Annotated in this window: 16 protein-coding genes; 10 read left to right on the top strand and 6 right to left on the bottom strand. The window is 67.8% G+C overall.

Features of this window, described 5'->3' with window-relative positions:
- Positions 1-26: 26 nt before the first annotated feature.
- The 3 genes from ACFWAY_RS00870 to ACFWAY_RS00860 form a co-directional block, all read right to left on the bottom strand.
- Entirely contained in the window at positions 27-716 is a 690-nt protein-coding gene (locus tag ACFWAY_RS00870; protein ID WP_378509543.1) for an SDR family NAD(P)-dependent oxidoreductase, read from the bottom strand.
- Positions 713-1,942 (bottom strand): exo-alpha-sialidase, encoded by a 1,230-nt coding sequence (locus ACFWAY_RS00865; protein WP_378509542.1) that lies wholly within the window; start codon positions 1,940-1,942, stop codon positions 713-715. The genes ACFWAY_RS00870 and ACFWAY_RS00865 overlap by 4 nt, the downstream gene beginning before the upstream one ends.
- Positions 1,943-2,003: 61 nt before the next feature.
- Complete coding sequence (locus tag ACFWAY_RS00860; protein ID WP_378509541.1) at positions 2,004-3,578, bottom strand: ABC transporter substrate-binding protein; 1,575 nt, start codon at positions 3,576-3,578, stop codon at positions 2,004-2,006.
- 289 nt (positions 3,579-3,867) lie between these two features.
- On the opposite strand from ACFWAY_RS00860, the gene ACFWAY_RS00855 reads away from it, so the two are divergent.
- The 8 genes from ACFWAY_RS00855 (at position 3,868) to ACFWAY_RS00820 (ending at position 10,979) form a co-directional block, all read left to right on the top strand.
- Entirely contained in the window at positions 3,868-4,914 is a 1,047-nt protein-coding gene (locus tag ACFWAY_RS00855) for an ABC transporter permease (RefSeq protein WP_378509540.1), read from the top strand.
- Positions 4,911-5,858: an ABC transporter permease gene (locus ACFWAY_RS00850; protein ID WP_378509539.1), complete on the top strand. Its 948-nt coding sequence runs from the start codon at positions 4,911-4,913 to the stop codon at positions 5,856-5,858. The genes ACFWAY_RS00855 and ACFWAY_RS00850 overlap by 4 nt, the downstream gene beginning before the upstream one ends.
- Position 5,859: 1 nt before the next feature.
- The gene (locus ACFWAY_RS00845) at positions 5,860-6,675 is read left to right on the top strand and encodes an ABC transporter ATP-binding protein (RefSeq protein WP_378509538.1); all 816 of its coding nucleotides are present in this window, start codon (positions 5,860-5,862) and stop codon (positions 6,673-6,675) included.
- On the top strand, positions 6,672-7,529 hold the full coding sequence (locus tag ACFWAY_RS00840; RefSeq protein WP_378509537.1) for an ATP-binding cassette domain-containing protein: 858 nt from the start codon (positions 6,672-6,674) through the stop codon (positions 7,527-7,529). The genes ACFWAY_RS00845 and ACFWAY_RS00840 overlap by 4 nt, the downstream gene beginning before the upstream one ends.
- Positions 7,529-8,485, top strand: coding sequence for an aldo/keto reductase (locus ACFWAY_RS00835; RefSeq protein WP_378509536.1), 957 nt, complete (start codon positions 7,529-7,531; stop codon positions 8,483-8,485). The genes ACFWAY_RS00840 and ACFWAY_RS00835 overlap by 1 nt, the downstream gene beginning before the upstream one ends.
- A 14-nt stretch (positions 8,486-8,499) precedes the next feature.
- Positions 8,500-9,264 (top strand): HpcH/HpaI aldolase/citrate lyase family protein, encoded by a 765-nt coding sequence (locus tag ACFWAY_RS00830; RefSeq protein ID WP_378450911.1) that lies wholly within the window; start codon positions 8,500-8,502, stop codon positions 9,262-9,264.
- A gap of 98 nt (positions 9,265-9,362) precedes the next feature.
- Positions 9,363-9,935, top strand: coding sequence for a hemerythrin domain-containing protein (locus ACFWAY_RS00825; RefSeq protein ID WP_378450910.1), 573 nt, complete (start codon positions 9,363-9,365; stop codon positions 9,933-9,935).
- A gap of 96 nt (positions 9,936-10,031) precedes the next feature.
- Positions 10,032-10,979: a ScbA/BarX family gamma-butyrolactone biosynthesis protein gene (locus tag ACFWAY_RS00820; RefSeq protein WP_378450909.1), complete on the top strand. Its 948-nt coding sequence runs from the start codon at positions 10,032-10,034 to the stop codon at positions 10,977-10,979.
- Here the strand turns inward: ACFWAY_RS00820 and ACFWAY_RS00815 are convergent.
- The gene (locus ACFWAY_RS00815; protein WP_378509535.1) at positions 10,976-11,623 is read right to left on the bottom strand and encodes a ScbR family autoregulator-binding transcription factor; all 648 of its coding nucleotides are present in this window, start codon (positions 11,621-11,623) and stop codon (positions 10,976-10,978) included. The two genes, ACFWAY_RS00820 and ACFWAY_RS00815, sit on opposite strands and share 4 nt — an antisense overlap.
- A gap of 35 nt (positions 11,624-11,658) precedes the next feature.
- Between ACFWAY_RS00815 and ACFWAY_RS00810 the strand changes: the two genes are divergently transcribed.
- Positions 11,659-12,636: an NAD-dependent epimerase/dehydratase family protein gene (locus ACFWAY_RS00810; protein WP_378509534.1), complete on the top strand. Its 978-nt coding sequence runs from the start codon at positions 11,659-11,661 to the stop codon at positions 12,634-12,636.
- 135 nt (positions 12,637-12,771) lie between these two features.
- The gene (locus ACFWAY_RS00805) at positions 12,772-13,572 is read left to right on the top strand and encodes a hypothetical protein (RefSeq protein ID WP_378509533.1); all 801 of its coding nucleotides are present in this window, start codon (positions 12,772-12,774) and stop codon (positions 13,570-13,572) included.
- Here ACFWAY_RS00805 and ACFWAY_RS00800 read toward each other — a convergent pair.
- Entirely contained in the window at positions 13,569-13,823 is a 255-nt protein-coding gene (locus ACFWAY_RS00800) for a HypC/HybG/HupF family hydrogenase formation chaperone (protein ID WP_378509532.1), read from the bottom strand. The genes ACFWAY_RS00805 and ACFWAY_RS00800 overlap by 4 nt on opposite strands.
- Positions 13,824-13,826: 3 nt before the next feature.
- Positions 13,827-14,339, bottom strand: a complete 513-nt coding sequence (locus ACFWAY_RS00795) for a hydrogenase maturation protease (protein ID WP_378450904.1) — start codon at positions 14,337-14,339, stop codon at positions 13,827-13,829.
- Positions 14,340-14,344 lie beyond the last annotated feature (5 nt).

Raw genomic sequence — 14,344 nt, 5'->3', positions numbered from 1 at the left:
AGTAATGCGCATTTCGCGCAGAGTGTTCACAGCGAGGCCCCCGCGCACTGCACGATCGCCTGACCCGTGATGCTCCCGCCGTACGGGCCAAGCAGGAATCCGATCAGCCCCGCCACCTCGTCCGGGGTGATGAAGCGCCCGAGCGGCGGAACTAGCGGAGGCGTCGACGTGCGTGCCGGATCGTTCAGCATCGGAGTGTCCGTCGGACCCGGGGCGACCACGTTGACCGTGATCGCCCGGTCCACCAACTCCGCGGCCCAGGACCGCGACATCCCCACGAGCGCCGACTTGGTGGCGACGTACTGACTCTTGCCCGCCGCTCCCGACATCGTGCGGCTGCCGACCAGGACCACCCGGCCGCCGTCGCGCATCGACGGAGCGAGTGCATTGACGAGAACCTCCGCGGCCGCGACGTGAATCCGCCACATCGTCAGGCCGTCGTCGACCTGTAGCTTCCCGAGGGGCGCGGAGGATTGCAGGCCGGCGGCGTGCACGACGGCGTCCACCGAACCGGCCGCGGCCGCGTGCTCCGACAGTGCGTCGAGGTCGCCAAGGTCGACGGCCGTCCAGGAGAATCGGTCGTCGTCGATGCCGGGGTCGCGTCGGCTGAATCCTGTGACCGACCACCCGTCGCTCAGAAGCTGCCGGGCGGTGGCAGCGCCGATGCCGGAGCTGACCCCGGTCACGACGGCCCGCTTCGAGTCGCCGTGCGTCACGACCGGCTCCCGTCGGCAACCCAGCCCTGATCGAGCTCGACGTACTCGATCGCCTGCCGGAACCGGGTGAACGCGACGTGCAGGACGCCGTCGCTCCCGGCGGCGATGCTCGGGTACGAGTATTCGCGGTTCAGTCCGTCGCGAGAATTGTTGGACAGGCAGTACCCGTCGCCGATCTCGATGTCGCGGCGAACCGGCCACGTCCGGCCACCGTCCTCGGACATCGCCAGCGTCATCGGTGCGCGGGGCGCACCCCAGAACGCGCTGCGGCTGTCGCCGTCGTCGAGCGGCTCCGGCCCAGCAACTGCCGGTTCGGGCACTCCGTCGGCCAGGCCGTCGTCGTCGATCTCGTCGTACAGGGACGTCCGCCGCGCGGTGGCATTCGCTGCGCTGGACTCGTTGAACACCAGGGCGAGACGGTCGTCCGGAAGCACGACGAACTGGATGGACGAGTTGTTGTTGGGAAGCTCGGTGGCCTCCGGCTCGGTCCAGGTATCGCCGTCGTCGCCCGAGGTGCTGCGGTAGATCGAGTCCGCCCAGCGGCTGCGGTAGAGGGCCACGAGGGTGCCGTCGGCGAGGCGGCCGATGTTCATGTGCACGCAGCCGACGCTGCCCGGTACGACCACCTCACGCCAGGAATCGCCGTGATCGTCGGAGATCATCACGCTGCTGTAGTCGCGATCGCCGACCCACTTGCGGCCCTCGATACGGACACAGTGGAACACGGGGAGCAGGAGCCGCCCGGTCGGGAGTGCGACCACCGGCTGTCGGACGAACACACCTCCGGCGTCGGTCTCCGGCAGGAGGGTGTGCGCCTCGCCCCACGTTCGGCCGCCATCGGCGGAGATGCGTCGCATGACACGCGCGGTGTCCTGGTTGCCGGCGTGCTGGGACGTCCACAACAACCACACGCTTCCCGTGTTCGTCACGTAGAGAACAGGATTCTGCTCCGACCGCGTCGGATCGTCGGACAACTGCACCGGCTCGGACCACGCGTCCGCCGCCGGGGCGAGCCGGGAGAACCAGACGCTGATGTCCGGCACGCCCTCCTGGGTGCCCGCGAACCACACGCAACCGAGGGATCCGTCCGGCAGGACGGTGAGATTCGCTGCGTGGTTCTGCACCTGCGGTGCGGGAAGCAGAGCGTCGCGTCGACCCGCCTCGGCGACGTCACGTACGACGCCGTCGGTGGGTCGGGTATCGGTTGCGGAACTCGGTGTTGTCATCTGCGTCTCCAGTGCGTGGATAGTGGCGGGCGAGTTGTCGATGGCGGCGGTCGCATCCCGTCTAGGCACGCAGCGCCGCGACACCGAGGTCGTAGGAGTTCGTGGGGCGCAGCGCGACACCGTCGATCCGCGAGCGGCGCGCGAGGACCGCCTTCGGAACGAACGCCCACAGGCACGGGCACGTGTCCCAGATCCGGCGTTGCGCGTCCGCGAGGAGTTCGGCGCGCCGGACGGCGTCGGCCTCCTCGGAAGCCTGGGTGATGGTCCGGGTGATGTCGGGAAAGATGTACCCGTGGTAGGTGTCCCGGGTCGCTTCCTTCTCCGCGGTGCCGGCGTACATGCCCTGCATGATGGTGAGGGCCAGACCGGTCGGGCTCGGGAAGCCGTTGCCCAGCACGTCCCAGTCACCGACCTTGCCCTGCCGCCACTGTGAGATGTCGCCGCCGGGTTCGAACTGCTGGAGCGTGGTTCGCACGCCGACCGCGGACAGCATCTGCAGCACCGACTCCATGATGTCGGTGTCGGCCGCGAACTCGCCTGTCTCCCAAATGATCTTCAACTCCAGATCGCGAACACCGAGAGCGTCGAGTTCGCCGCGGGCGCGGGCCGGGTCGTAGGTGTACTCGCCGGTCTCGACGGCACCGTCGAGGGTGAGGGGTATGACGCCGCGCGATTGGGTGGCGGAGCCCTGCAGGACCTGGTCGACAAGGGCCCGTCCGTCGATCGCGTACGTCAGCGCCCGGCGTACCCGCGCGTCGGCCAGCGGGTGACCCTGCGGTTTCCGGAAATTGAAGAAGAGCTGATTGAGCCGGACGCCGTCGATCCGGTCGATCGAGACGCCCGACAGTCCGGCGAGCTGGTCGGCCGCATCCGGGGTGATGGAGTCGATCACGTCGACCTCGCCGCTCCGCAACGTCACGACGCGGTTCGACTCGTCCGGGACGAAGCGGACACGCACCGATTCGATCAGTGCCGATGTTCCCCAGTAGTTCTCGTTGCGGACCAGGGTGTAGTTTCCGGTGCCACGGTCGCTTTCCGTCACGACGTACGGTCCGGTCCCCACGCCGGACTGCAGTTCCTCCGGCACGTTTGCGGCCGCCGGGGTGATGAGGATGTTCGACATGAGGTAGTCGAGGACCGGGACGGGTCGCTCGGTGTTCAGGGTGAAGCTGGTGTCGTCGATCTGCTCGACCGTGGGCCACTCGGGGAAGAAGCCGCCGACGAAGGAGCCGTCGACCTGGCTGTACATCTGCAGGGCCGTCGCGACGTCCTGCACCTGCACCGGGGTGCCGTCCGAATAGCGGATGCCGGGCCGCAGGTGCACGTACCACTGGGTGGGTGCGACGAGTTCGAACCGGTCGGCCAGAACCAGCTGGGGTCGCAGGTCCCGGTCGATCTCGGTGAGCGCCTGACGCACTCCCCGCTGCACCGTCAGCGCGGCATCGAACTGGTTCAGCTTGTTGTCGAGGCTCACGAGCGAACGGTTGAGGGCCAGGCTCACGGTCTTCGGTCCGGGCGTTCCGGTCGGTGTCGCGCATCCTGCCGCGGATCCGAGCGTGAGGCCGGCGCCGAGCAGAAGACCCGACCTGAGCAGCGTTCTCCTCGAAAAACGCTGTTCGAAAAGAGAATTGGTCATCGTCGACCTCTCGGGACTATGGGTGTGGGGCGCAGCGATCAGGCACGGCGCGAGGTGGTTGCCCACCAGGCGGTGTGATCGCCAGCACATCCGAACTCTACTCAGAGTTGCTTGAGATGCGCAAGATGGCAACAAAGACTTGCGCACAACGCGCATTAGTGCGATTGTGAGCTGAGTTACAAACGAAGCTGCTGTACCCGACACGCCGCGGTGTCGACACCTCCATCGCCGGCGTTATCGAAAGGTCGACGATGACCCCTCACGCAGACCCCGAACGGCCGGTGACCCCATGACGCAGCACGCCGCCGACACGGCATTTGCGGCCCAGCCCACCGGCTCGGCATCACCGGCTCCCCGCCGGACCCCGACCTCCCGTGTCCCGAGGGTGCTGACGGCGGCCATGCCCCGCTACGTCGCAAAACGCCTCGGACAGAGCGCGCTGGCCGTCTTCCTGACCCTGACCACCGTGTTCGTCCTCATCCGGATGGCGCCCGGCGACCCCGCCTACTCGATGGCCGGGCCGCTGGCCAGCACCGAGGACCTCGCCCGGATCAGAGCGGACATGGGCCTCGACCAGTCCGTGTTCACCCAGTACCTGCTGTACCTCCGGGGCCTGATCCACCTCGACCTCGGCACCTCGTACTCGTTCCAGGCACCCGCCTTCGACGTCGTCCTCGCCCGGCTGCCCTACACGATCACCCTGTCCGTCGCGGCGATCGTGCTCACCACGCTGGTAGCCATCCCGCTGGGCGTGTGGATGGCGCGCCGCGCCGACACGAGGCGCGAACTCGGGGCCAACGTCGTCACGATCGCCGGCCAGTCCATGCCCGACTTCTGGACCGGACTGATGCTCATCACCGTGTTCGCGGTCCTGATCCCGATTTTCCCCGCGGCCGGATTCACGACCTGGTCCAGCCTGGTGCTGCCCACCGTGACCGTGGCCGTCCTGCAGATCGCCCTGATCTCCCGCATGGTCCGCCGCGAGATGGTCGGCGCGTTCTCCTCGCCGTACATGACCGTGGCCCGCTCGCGGGGCGTCCCGGAGCGTGAACTCATCTGGCGGTACGCCCTGCGGAATTCCGCGATCCCGGTGCTGACCGCTCTCGGTACCCGGTTCGCGTCCATGCTCAACGGCGTCGTCGTGGTCGAGGTCGTCTTCGCGTGGCCCGGCGTGGGATCGCTGGTCGTGCGGGCACTCGAGACGAGGGACTACCCCCTCATCCAGGCCACCGTCCTGGTGACCGCGGTGCTCGCCGTCCTCGTCCAGCTTCTCGTCGACCTCTGTTATCCGCTCCTCGACCCGCGCGTCCGACTCGGAAAGGGAACGAGTAAATGACCACCGTCATCGATCCCCCGGCACAGGAGCGGCCGAGCGCCGTCACCACCCGGGACATCACCCGGGCCGGTGCCACCCGACGCGCCCGCGACAGCCGCGTGAAGATCTGGGTGGGCACCATCTGCGCCCTCGCCGTCATCGCGCCCGTCGCACTGGCGCAACTGCTTCCCCTGCCCTCTCCGGACGCCACCGACCTCGCCCAGCGACGCCTGCCACCGCTGACCGACGGTCACCTCTTCGGGACCGACCAACTCGGCCGCGACCTCCTCTCCCGCGTCCTCTACGGCGGACAGGTGTCGCTGACGATCGGAATACTCGCGGTCGTCGTGTCCGGGCTGATCGGCCTGTGTCTCGGCGCACTCGCCGGATACCTCGGCGGCTGGACGGACACGGTCGTGAGCCGGCTGATCGAGGCGCAGCTGTCGCTGCCACTCCTCATGATGCTGCTGCTCGTCGTCGCCCTGTTCGGCCCGTCGATCCCGGTCATCACGTTCGTCATCGCCATCGCCCAATGGCCGGAAATCGCCCGGCTGACCCGCTCACTCGTCCTCGTCGAACGCGAGAAGCCGTATGTGGCGGCTTCCCGAGTACTCGGACTCGGACGCACCGCCATCCTGTTGCGCCACGTCGTCCCCAACATCATCAAGCAGGCTTCCCTCGTCGTCCTGCTGCTGCTCGCGCAGGCCGTGCTCCTCGAGAGCGCACTGAGCTACCTCGGCGCCGGACCGCAACGCCCCTTCGCCACCTGGGGCCGGATCATCTCAGACGGCCAGGACTACATCACCACCTCATGGTGGCTCGTGACCCTCCCCGGCCTCGTCATCGTGCTGCTCGTGATCGGCGTGAACCTGCTCGGCGACGGGCTCCGCGACCGCCCGGCGAGGTCGCCGGAGAAGCGCCGCGGGCTCCTGCACCGGATCTCGTTGCGAAAGGAAGAGGCCTGACATGGGGAATCTCCTCAGAGTCGACGAACTGCAGATCGAACTCATCACCGCCCGGGGCGTCATCCGCGCCGTGGACGGAGTGTCGTTCTGCATCGACCCCGGCGAAACCGTGACCATCATCGGCGAGTCGGGGTCCGGTAAATCGACCACCGCGATGGGCATCCTCGGCCTGCTGCCCGACGACCTCGCCGTCCTCTCGGGTGCGGTGCGGTTCAAGGACTGCGACATCCTCGGACAGAAGAAGGCGCTCGCAAAGGTCCGGGGACGGCACATCGCCCTGATCCCGCAGGATCCGATGACCGCACTGAGCCCGGTGCACACCATCGGATCCCAGCTTCGGGAGGCGGTGCGCCACAGCGGCATCACCGGAAAATCGAAGGAAACCGCGCGGGCCGTGGAACTGCTCGAGCAGGTACGGATCCAAAATCCGGCGGGACAACTCGGGAAGTATCCGCACCAGCTGTCCGGCGGAATGCTGCAGCGTGTGCTGATCGCCTGCTCGCTCGCGTCGGGTCCCGAACTGATCGTCGCCGACGAACCCACCAGCGCCCTCGACGTGACCGTGCAGGCGAGCATCCTCGACCTGCTGCTCGAACTGCAGGAGCGCACCGGCGTCGGAATGCTCGTCATCACCCACGATCTCGGCGTCGCCCGCTTGATGTCGGACCGGATCTACGTCATGAAGGACGGCCGGTTCGTCGAGAACGGCGGAGCCGAAGATCTCGTTCTCCATCCTCGCAGCGCCTACACCCAGAAGCTGCTCGACGCCGTGCCGCGGCTCGGCGACTACACCACGACCGTAGGAGCGTCGACATGAGTGCACCGCTGCTGTCCGTCGAAGATCTCGTCGTCGAATACCCGGTCCCCGACGGTGTGTTCCGCGCGGTCGACACCGTCAGCTTCTCGGTGGACAAGGGTGCGACGCTCGCCGTCGTCGGTGAGTCGGGGTGCGGAAAATCGACCATCGCGAAGGCGATCGTCCGACTGCTCACCCCGACGTCCGGCCGCATCCTGGTGGACGATGTCGACATCGCACAGCTGTCGGAGAAGGCGCTGCGCCCCTTCCGGTCTCGCGTGCAGATGGTCTTCCAGGACCCGTACGGATCGCTGGATCCGCACCTGACCGCCGTCGACATCGTCGGCGAACCGCTCCGCCTGCAGGGCGTCCGGAGCAAGTCCGAGCGGGCGCGCAGGGCCGCGGCGCTGATCGATCAGGTCGGCCTGCCCACCACGGCGCTCCACCGTCGGCCCGCCGAGTTCTCCGGCGGTCAGCGGCAACGCATCGGCATCGCCCGGGCCCTGGCGAGCGAGCCGGAACTCCTCGTGTGCGACGAGGCCACCAGCGCACTGGACGTGTCGGTGCAGGCTCAGGTGCTGGATCTCCTCCGCGAGATCCAGCACGACACGGGTCTGACGTATGTCTTCATCTCCCACAACCTGGGCGTCGTCCGCGAGATCAGCGACACCGTGATCGTCATGTCGCGCGGACGGGTGGTCGAAAGCGGTTCCACCACCGACGTTCTCGAACATCCCGCCGAGCCGTACACGCAGGCCCTCCGCGCCGCCGCGCTCGATCCCACCACCATGGTCGGGATCAAACCCCGTCACATCGTCTCGCGCCCGCCCGGCGCAACCGAGGTTCCCCGAACCGCATCCCGAGGAGTAGCTTGATGCCCGAACTCGACCTGACCTCACTCGTTCTCGGCACGATGACGTTCGGTGACACCGTCGACATCGATGGTGCCGCCGCAATGGTCGACGCCGCACTCGACGCCGGCATCACCCACATCGACACCGCCAACGGCTACGCCGGCGGAGAGTCCGAACGCATCCTCGCCCGACTGCTCGGCACGCGCCGCGACCGCATCACCCTCGCCACCAAGGCGGGGATGCCGCACCCTGACGCGGGCGACAACTCTCCGCTGTCCCCCGCCGGCCTCCGGGCGAGCGTCGAGGCGAGCCTGAAGAGACTGGACACCGACTACGTCGATCTGTTCTATCTCCATCAGCCCGACCGGGCCACACCCCTCACCGACACCCTCTCCGCCGTCGCCGAACTCGTGTCGGAGGGAAAGATCCGCGCCCTCGGTGTCTCCAACTTCGCAGCCTGGCAGATCGCCGAACTGAACCACACCGCCGACGCCGTCGGCGCACCCCGCCCGATCGTGGCCCAGCAGCTCTACAACCTGCTGGCCCGGCGGATCGAGGAGGAGTACGTCGAATTCGCCGCGGTCACCGGACTGATCACGATGGTCTACAACCCGCTCGGTGGCGGTCTCCTCACCGGACGGCACTCGTACGACGCCCAGCCGGCCGACGGCCGCTTCGGTGATTCGCGGTTGGCGCAGATGTACAAGGAGCGGTACTGGAACACCGCGATCTTCGATGCGATCACCCAGTTGTCCGTGATCGCCGACAAGGCCGGGATCCCGCTCACCGAACTCGCTCTGCGCTGGCTCGTGTCCAAGCCGGCGGCGGGGCCGATCCTCCTCGGGGGATCCAAGGTCGCGCACCTGCAGTCGAACATCGCCGCTGTCGCGAAGGGCACACTCGACGACGAACTGATCGACGCGTGCGACGAAGTGGGCAGCGCCCTGCGCGGACCCATGCCCAACTACAACCGCTAGGAGAAATCGCCCTCATGAGCGCCCAGGAATTCGCCGCCCGACTCCGCGGCCGGGAACGGATCGTCGGCTATTGGTCCGTGATCGACAGCCCGGTGTCGACGGAGTGGCTCGCCCACGTCGGCTGGGACTACATCGCCCTCGACCTCCAGCACGGCCTGATCGGATACTCCGGCATGGTCGCGGGGCTCACCGCCATCGATGCCTCCGGTTCCACGGTCGGCATGATCCGGGTCGAGTCGAACGATCCGACGCCGATCGGCCGGGCACTCGACGCCGGCGCGGCGGGAGTGATCGTTCCGCTGGTGAACACGGCAGAGGAAGCTGCCCGCGCCGTGGCTGCCGCGACGTACCCGCCTGCCGGCGTTCGCTCGTACGGGCCGATGCGCTCACAACTGCGGATCGGTCCGACCCCGGCGGATGCCAACCGCGACACGGTCGTCGTCGTGATGATCGAGACGCCGCAGGGGCTGGCGAACGTGGAAGAGATCTGCGCCGTCCCCGGACTCGACGGGGTCTACGTCGGGCCGTCGGACCTGCGCCTCGCCGTGGGTGGTGCGCACCCGAGCGATCCGAGCGTCGACGACGAGTTCGAGGCAGCCCTGGTCCGCGTCCGTGAAGCTGCCGCAGCGGCAGGCATCGCGGCGGGCATCCACACCCCCGACGGTGCAGTAGCGGCTCGCCGACTCGAGGAGGGATACACGTTCGCGACCGTCGCGTCCGACCTCACCCATCTCAAGGCGGCCTCTGCCGCACATCTCGAGGCCGCGACCGGGGAATGATAGGCCCTCCGGGCTCGTGCGTCTTTTTGGTTGTTCGCGCTACCAAAAAGGCGCACGGGCGGCGAAGCCGCCTGATTGATGCAACGAAGGATCGAATCATGCCTGACATCATCGAGTTGATCTTCGCCGACCACGAGTGGTTCCGACGACAGTTCGCCGCACTGGACGAATTGAAGGCTCACCGCCGGGTGGATATCACTGCCGTCGAGGCGGTGTGGACACCGTTGGCGAAACGCCTGGATCTGCACGCTGCAGCCGAAGAGGAAATCTTCTATCCCCAGCTTCTCCGCGTCGGCGAGGAGGACGCCGAGGAGGAAACCCTCGACGCGATCGGGGACCACAACGACATCCGCTACGGCGTGCGAGCCGCGGCGGGATACCCCATCCTCTCCGAGGAGTGGTGGGCGGAAGTCGACCGAACGCGCCGGGCCAACGACGAGCACATGGCCGAAGAGGAACGCGAGGGCCTCGCTGACTTCCGGAGCGCATCGGGGGATCTTCGCGAGTCGCTCGGGCGGCGCTTCGCCGAATACTTCCTCGTTCACCGTTCCACGAGGGATGTGGACACGTCGGACAAAGATCCGGAGGAGTACGTCCGGGAGGTCGAGGAGGAACTCGACGAGGGCAGCAGCGCGGGGTCGCTTCGGATCGGAAGTTTGAAGGGCCGGTAACGACGCACTCCCCACATCACAGACCGCGCGGTCTGTGTTCTATAGTTCGGCGGGTCCGCGGCATCGGGCCGACCGGTTCTGTGGGGAGATGGGGTTGTGGCGCGAGTTTCCCGTGCGATGCCCGATGCGCTTCCCCCGATGTCGTTCGAGCGGACCGTGCCGCGCAGGTACGTCCATCGCCAATCCGTGGCCGAGGTCTTCCTCACCGACTGTGTGTCGCTACCGGGGCCGGATCGGTTCGTGGTCGCCGCGCAGTGGCCCCGCCTGCACGGCTTCTACCGCTCCCGGGATGGGCGCTACGACAGCATGCTGCTGGCGGAAACGCTCCGGCAGACGGCGATCTACCTGGGACACACCCGCTTCTCGGTCCCGCTGCCGAACCGGTTCGTCATGCAGCATCTCCGGGTGCAGGCGGTGCCCGGCGCGCTCGTGGTGGGTGCGGCGGCCGCCGACGTGATCGTCGAGGTCACCGTGTCCGATTACGTGTACCGCGGCGGGGCGCTGTCCGCCTTCCGCGTGGACCTGCGGTTCCGGCTCGGCGGACAGGACGTGGGCACCGCGACGGGTCACGCGGCAGTGTTTCCTCCGGCCGCGTACTCACGGGCCCGGTGGGGTGAGCGCGGACCGCGAATGGTCGGGACGCCCCGGTGCTCCGACCCTGTCCTCTCCGGGCTGGTCGGTCATCTCGACGACGCGCACGTGGTCCTGGGCCCGCAGGTCGCGCGCAACGAGTGGGAATTGCGGGTCGACACCGCGCACCCCGTCCTGTTCGACCATCCGTGCGATCACGTTCCGGGGATGCTGCTCCTCGAGGCGCTGCGGCAGGGTGCCTGCGCCCGGCTCGGTCTGCCCGACGCGCACCTCGAATCGCTCGGCGCCACCTTCCACCGGTTCGCCGAACTCGACGAGCGAGCGACGATCCGGCTGGACCTGGTCGACGACGACGCGTTGTCGGTCCGGGGGTCGATACGACAGGACGGCGTGGCGGTCGTCCGGGGAACCGCGGCGCTGGCCCCTACCGCGGTGAGCGCATGCGCGCGCTAGTCGGCGTCCTCGGGTGTCCAGCGGGCCCGGCGGATCCGGGCGATGTCCTGATGCCGGGTCGCGGGCATGATCCCGGGGAGCAGGAAGCCCCACATGTCGTCGACGCGCTGCTCGAGGTCTGTGCGCTGCGTCAAGACCTGAGAAACGGTCTGGACACCGGTGAAGGCGCCGATGACGAACCGCGCCAGCCTCGGCGGGTCGATGTCGCCGAGGAGATCCCCCTGCTCGACTGCCCGCGTGGCGAGCATCTCGCAACTGTTGATCCAGTCGAGATAAGGATCGGCAGGGCCCTGGTCGTCGGCACTGAGTTCGAGGGTGATCCGGATACCGGCTCGCACGATCGGGTCGTTCACGATCTGCCGGGCCATCTCGTGACAGAGCATCACGATCTGCTCGATCGCCGAAACCTGCTCGCGGCCGATCGCTTCGACCGACGCGATGGAGATCCGGTGTTGCTCACCGATGATGAATCGTGCCAGATCCTCTTTCGAACGGAAATGGAAGTACAAGGCCCCCTTCGTGATTCCGGCGTTCTCGACGATGTTGCCGAGTCTGGCTCCTTCGAACCCCGACTTCTCGAACATCTCCGCCGCCCCGCGGACGATCTGCTGTCGGGTCGCCGCAGCACGCGCCTGCTGAACCACGTTCACACCTTTCCCTGCCGCACGAGAGAAGAACGATGACGATGAAAGCACGGACCACGCGCCCATTGCCCGGAGAGACGGTACCAGCGTCGACCTCACCGGACCGCGGTCGAACACCGTCCGCGCCGGTCCGTGTCGCGGTGGTGGGAGCCACGGGCTTCGTCGGATCGGCCACCGTGACGGCACTGGCGGCGACCGGAATCCACTGCACCGCGGTCGCACGCACACCTTCACACGTGGACGTTCCCGGCGTCGTGCTCGCCCGGGCGGATCTGACCGATCCGGCGAGCCTCGAAATGGCACTCACCGGCGTCGATGTCGTGATCCACGCCGCCTCCTACACCGGGAACGACCCGGCGCACTGCGTCACCATGAACGTCGCGGGCACCGAGAATCTGCTTGCCGCCGCGGCCCGGAACGGCATCAGCCGGGTGATCTACGTCAGCACCATCGGCGTGTATGGGTCCGGGCCGCACAGCGGAATCGGTGAGTTCGAGGCCACGCCCGCACCCGTCTCGGCGCTGAGCGCGAGCAGGCTGGCCGCCGAACACCGCGTCCTCGAACGGGGCGGCTGCGTCGTCCGGCCCGGCTTCGTCCACGGCCCCGGCGACCGCTGGTTCGTCCCCGGCTTCATCCAGATCCTCGAGGCGTTGGGGGCCTGGGTCGACGAGGGACGATCCCGGATCTCGATCATCGCGGTGAACGACCTCGCCCGACTCCTCGCCACCCTCGCCGCGCAGCCTCCCACACGCCCCGGCGACGTGCTCCACGCGTGCCATCCCGACCCCGTGACCGTGCGCGAACTCGGGCAGGCACTCGCGAACGCGGGTCGTCTCCGACTGCCGGCCACGAGTCTCACCTTCGACGACGCGGTGACTGCCGGCGCCCGGCACGGCCTCACCGAACGACACCTCGACCTGATCGGCCGCGACCACTGGTACGACCCCACCCGCCTGTGGACCGCCGCGGGTGGGGTCGTCGACCACGGTCCCCTGGAGAGCTTCCCGGCGTGAAGTCCGTCGACGAGACCTGGGACAGGCACGGACTCGGATTCTCCGTCGAGCGGAACGTCCAGTCTTCGTCCGCCGTCCGCGAGCGGGGTGTATACCCGGATAGAGGATGATTCCCCCACCTGACGGAGTGTCGAGATGGCCCTTCTCGCCGAGATCGTCGTGGACACCGAAGGCGACAGCCGGGTAGTGGTCCTGTATCCCGTGATGTGGCTGTTCATCACGGTGCTGGTCACGTTCGTCGTTACCCGGATCATCACCCGCCGGATCCGCGCGCAAACCGGAGCTGCGGACGCGGACGCGGACGACGCGACGGAGCCGGAGGGGGGTCTGATCGGCGATATCACAGTCGGCGGCGTGCACCTCCACCACCAGGTTCTCGGGATCCTCCTGATGACGCTGGCCGGGGTGGCACTCATCGCCACCACCCCCGAGGGCACGGCGCTCAACGTCTTCGCGGCAGCATTCGGGGTCGGTCTCGCGCTCACCTTCGACGAGTTCGCGCTGTGGGTCCACCTCGACGACGTGTATTGGAGCACGTCCGGCCGCAAGTCCGTGGACGCGATCTTCTGCGCGCTGATGATCACCGGCTTGATGATCGGGGGCGCCGAACTCGTGACCGGACGGATCGGCACCACCGAATGGTGGGCGTCGATCGGTTACTTGTTCGTCACGCTCGGCATCTCGGTGATCTGCCTGCTCAAGGGCAAATTCGTCACGGGGATCGTCGGAGTCGTGTTCCAGCCGGTCGCGATCGTCGGCGCGATCCGCCTGGCCAAGCCCGATTCATGGTGGGCGGTTCGCCGCTACCCGACGAGACCGCGCCGGATGGCCCGCTCCGAGGCACGTTTCGACGAGCATTACCACGCCCGCTGGAACCGGGCACGCGACTTCGTCGCCGGGCCGCCGGATCCTCATCATGCCGGGACGCAGGGCTAGTCGTCGTCCGCCGTCCGTGAGCGTCCCATCATTTCCAGCCCCGCCATCGCCTTCTCCGCACCCGCCTCGTCCACCTTTTCCATGGCGAAACCCATGTGGATGACGATCCAGTCGCCCGGCTCCAGGCTGACGTCCTCGGGCAGCATGCCGATGTTCACCTTGCGCTGCTCGCCGACGACGTCGACGAGCGCAAGTTGGTTTCCGTAGCCCTCCAGCATGCGCACCACCTGACCGGGAATACCGAGACACATGATTCAGCCCTCCGTCCCGCCCGGTTGCAGCGTTGCCGCGGAGTCGGACTCCAGCAGTTGATCGACGATCTCGAACACCATGTCGACGGCCGGTCCGACGACGGCCTCGACCCGTGGTGAGAGCCCGATTCCCTCGCCGGTGTTCTCCACTTGGCAGCCGAGGACCACGGTCCGCGGCAGGGTTCCGCCGAGTGCGCGCAGACTCGCGAACACCGCCCCCGGATCCATGCTGTGCGCGTCCAGCGGCGCCGCCGGGACGGAATCGGGACCCACCTCGAATGCCCTCAACGCCCCGGGCTCGCCGCGATCGGGCACCGCATCCACCAGCAGGAGTGCGGCCCACCCGTCGAGCAGCTCATAGGCCAGATGCGTTCCACGAATGCCGAAATCGACGGCGCGGACTCCCGGCGGCAGCGACCTCGTCGCGACCCCGCGCAATACCTCGGGCCCGAAACCGTCGTCGCCGAAGAAGATGTTGCCCACACCGGCAACCAGAACCCGCCTGCCCACCGTCACGTGCG

The sequence above is a fragment of the Rhodococcus sp. NPDC059968 genome (genome assembly GCF_042738615.1).
Lineage (GTDB): Bacteria > Actinomycetota > Actinomycetes > Mycobacteriales > Mycobacteriaceae > Rhodococcus_F.
This window is presented reverse-complemented; position numbering and strand designations above follow the sequence as displayed.

Excerpts from the sequence above, each read along its gene's own strand:
- ACFWAY_RS00865 (WP_378509542.1), bottom strand. The coding sequence starts at position 1,942 with ATGACAACACCGAGTTCCGCAACCGATACCCGACCCACCGACGGCGTC.
- ACFWAY_RS00860 (WP_378509541.1), bottom strand. The coding sequence starts at position 3,578 with ATGACCAATTCTCTTTTCGAACAGCGTTTTTCGAGGAGAACGCTGCTC.
- ACFWAY_RS00855 (WP_378509540.1), top strand. The coding sequence starts at position 3,868 with ATGACGCAGCACGCCGCCGACACGGCATTTGCGGCCCAGCCCACCGGC.
- ACFWAY_RS00850 (WP_378509539.1), top strand. The coding sequence starts at position 4,911 with ATGACCACCGTCATCGATCCCCCGGCACAGGAGCGGCCGAGCGCCGTC.
- ACFWAY_RS00845 (WP_378509538.1), top strand. The coding sequence starts at position 5,860 with ATGGGGAATCTCCTCAGAGTCGACGAACTGCAGATCGAACTCATCACC.
- ACFWAY_RS00840 (WP_378509537.1), top strand. The coding sequence starts at position 6,672 with ATGAGTGCACCGCTGCTGTCCGTCGAAGATCTCGTCGTCGAATACCCG.
- ACFWAY_RS00835 (WP_378509536.1), top strand. The coding sequence starts at position 7,529 with ATGCCCGAACTCGACCTGACCTCACTCGTTCTCGGCACGATGACGTTC.
- ACFWAY_RS00830 (WP_378450911.1), top strand. The coding sequence starts at position 8,500 with ATGAGCGCCCAGGAATTCGCCGCCCGACTCCGCGGCCGGGAACGGATC.
- ACFWAY_RS00825 (WP_378450910.1), top strand. The coding sequence starts at position 9,363 with ATGCCTGACATCATCGAGTTGATCTTCGCCGACCACGAGTGGTTCCGA.
- ACFWAY_RS00810 (WP_378509534.1), top strand. The coding sequence starts at position 11,659 with ATGACGATGAAAGCACGGACCACGCGCCCATTGCCCGGAGAGACGGTA.
- ACFWAY_RS00805 (WP_378509533.1), top strand. The coding sequence starts at position 12,772 with ATGGCCCTTCTCGCCGAGATCGTCGTGGACACCGAAGGCGACAGCCGG.
- ACFWAY_RS00800 (WP_378509532.1), bottom strand. The coding sequence starts at position 13,823 with ATGTGTCTCGGTATTCCCGGTCAGGTGGTGCGCATGCTGGAGGGCTAC.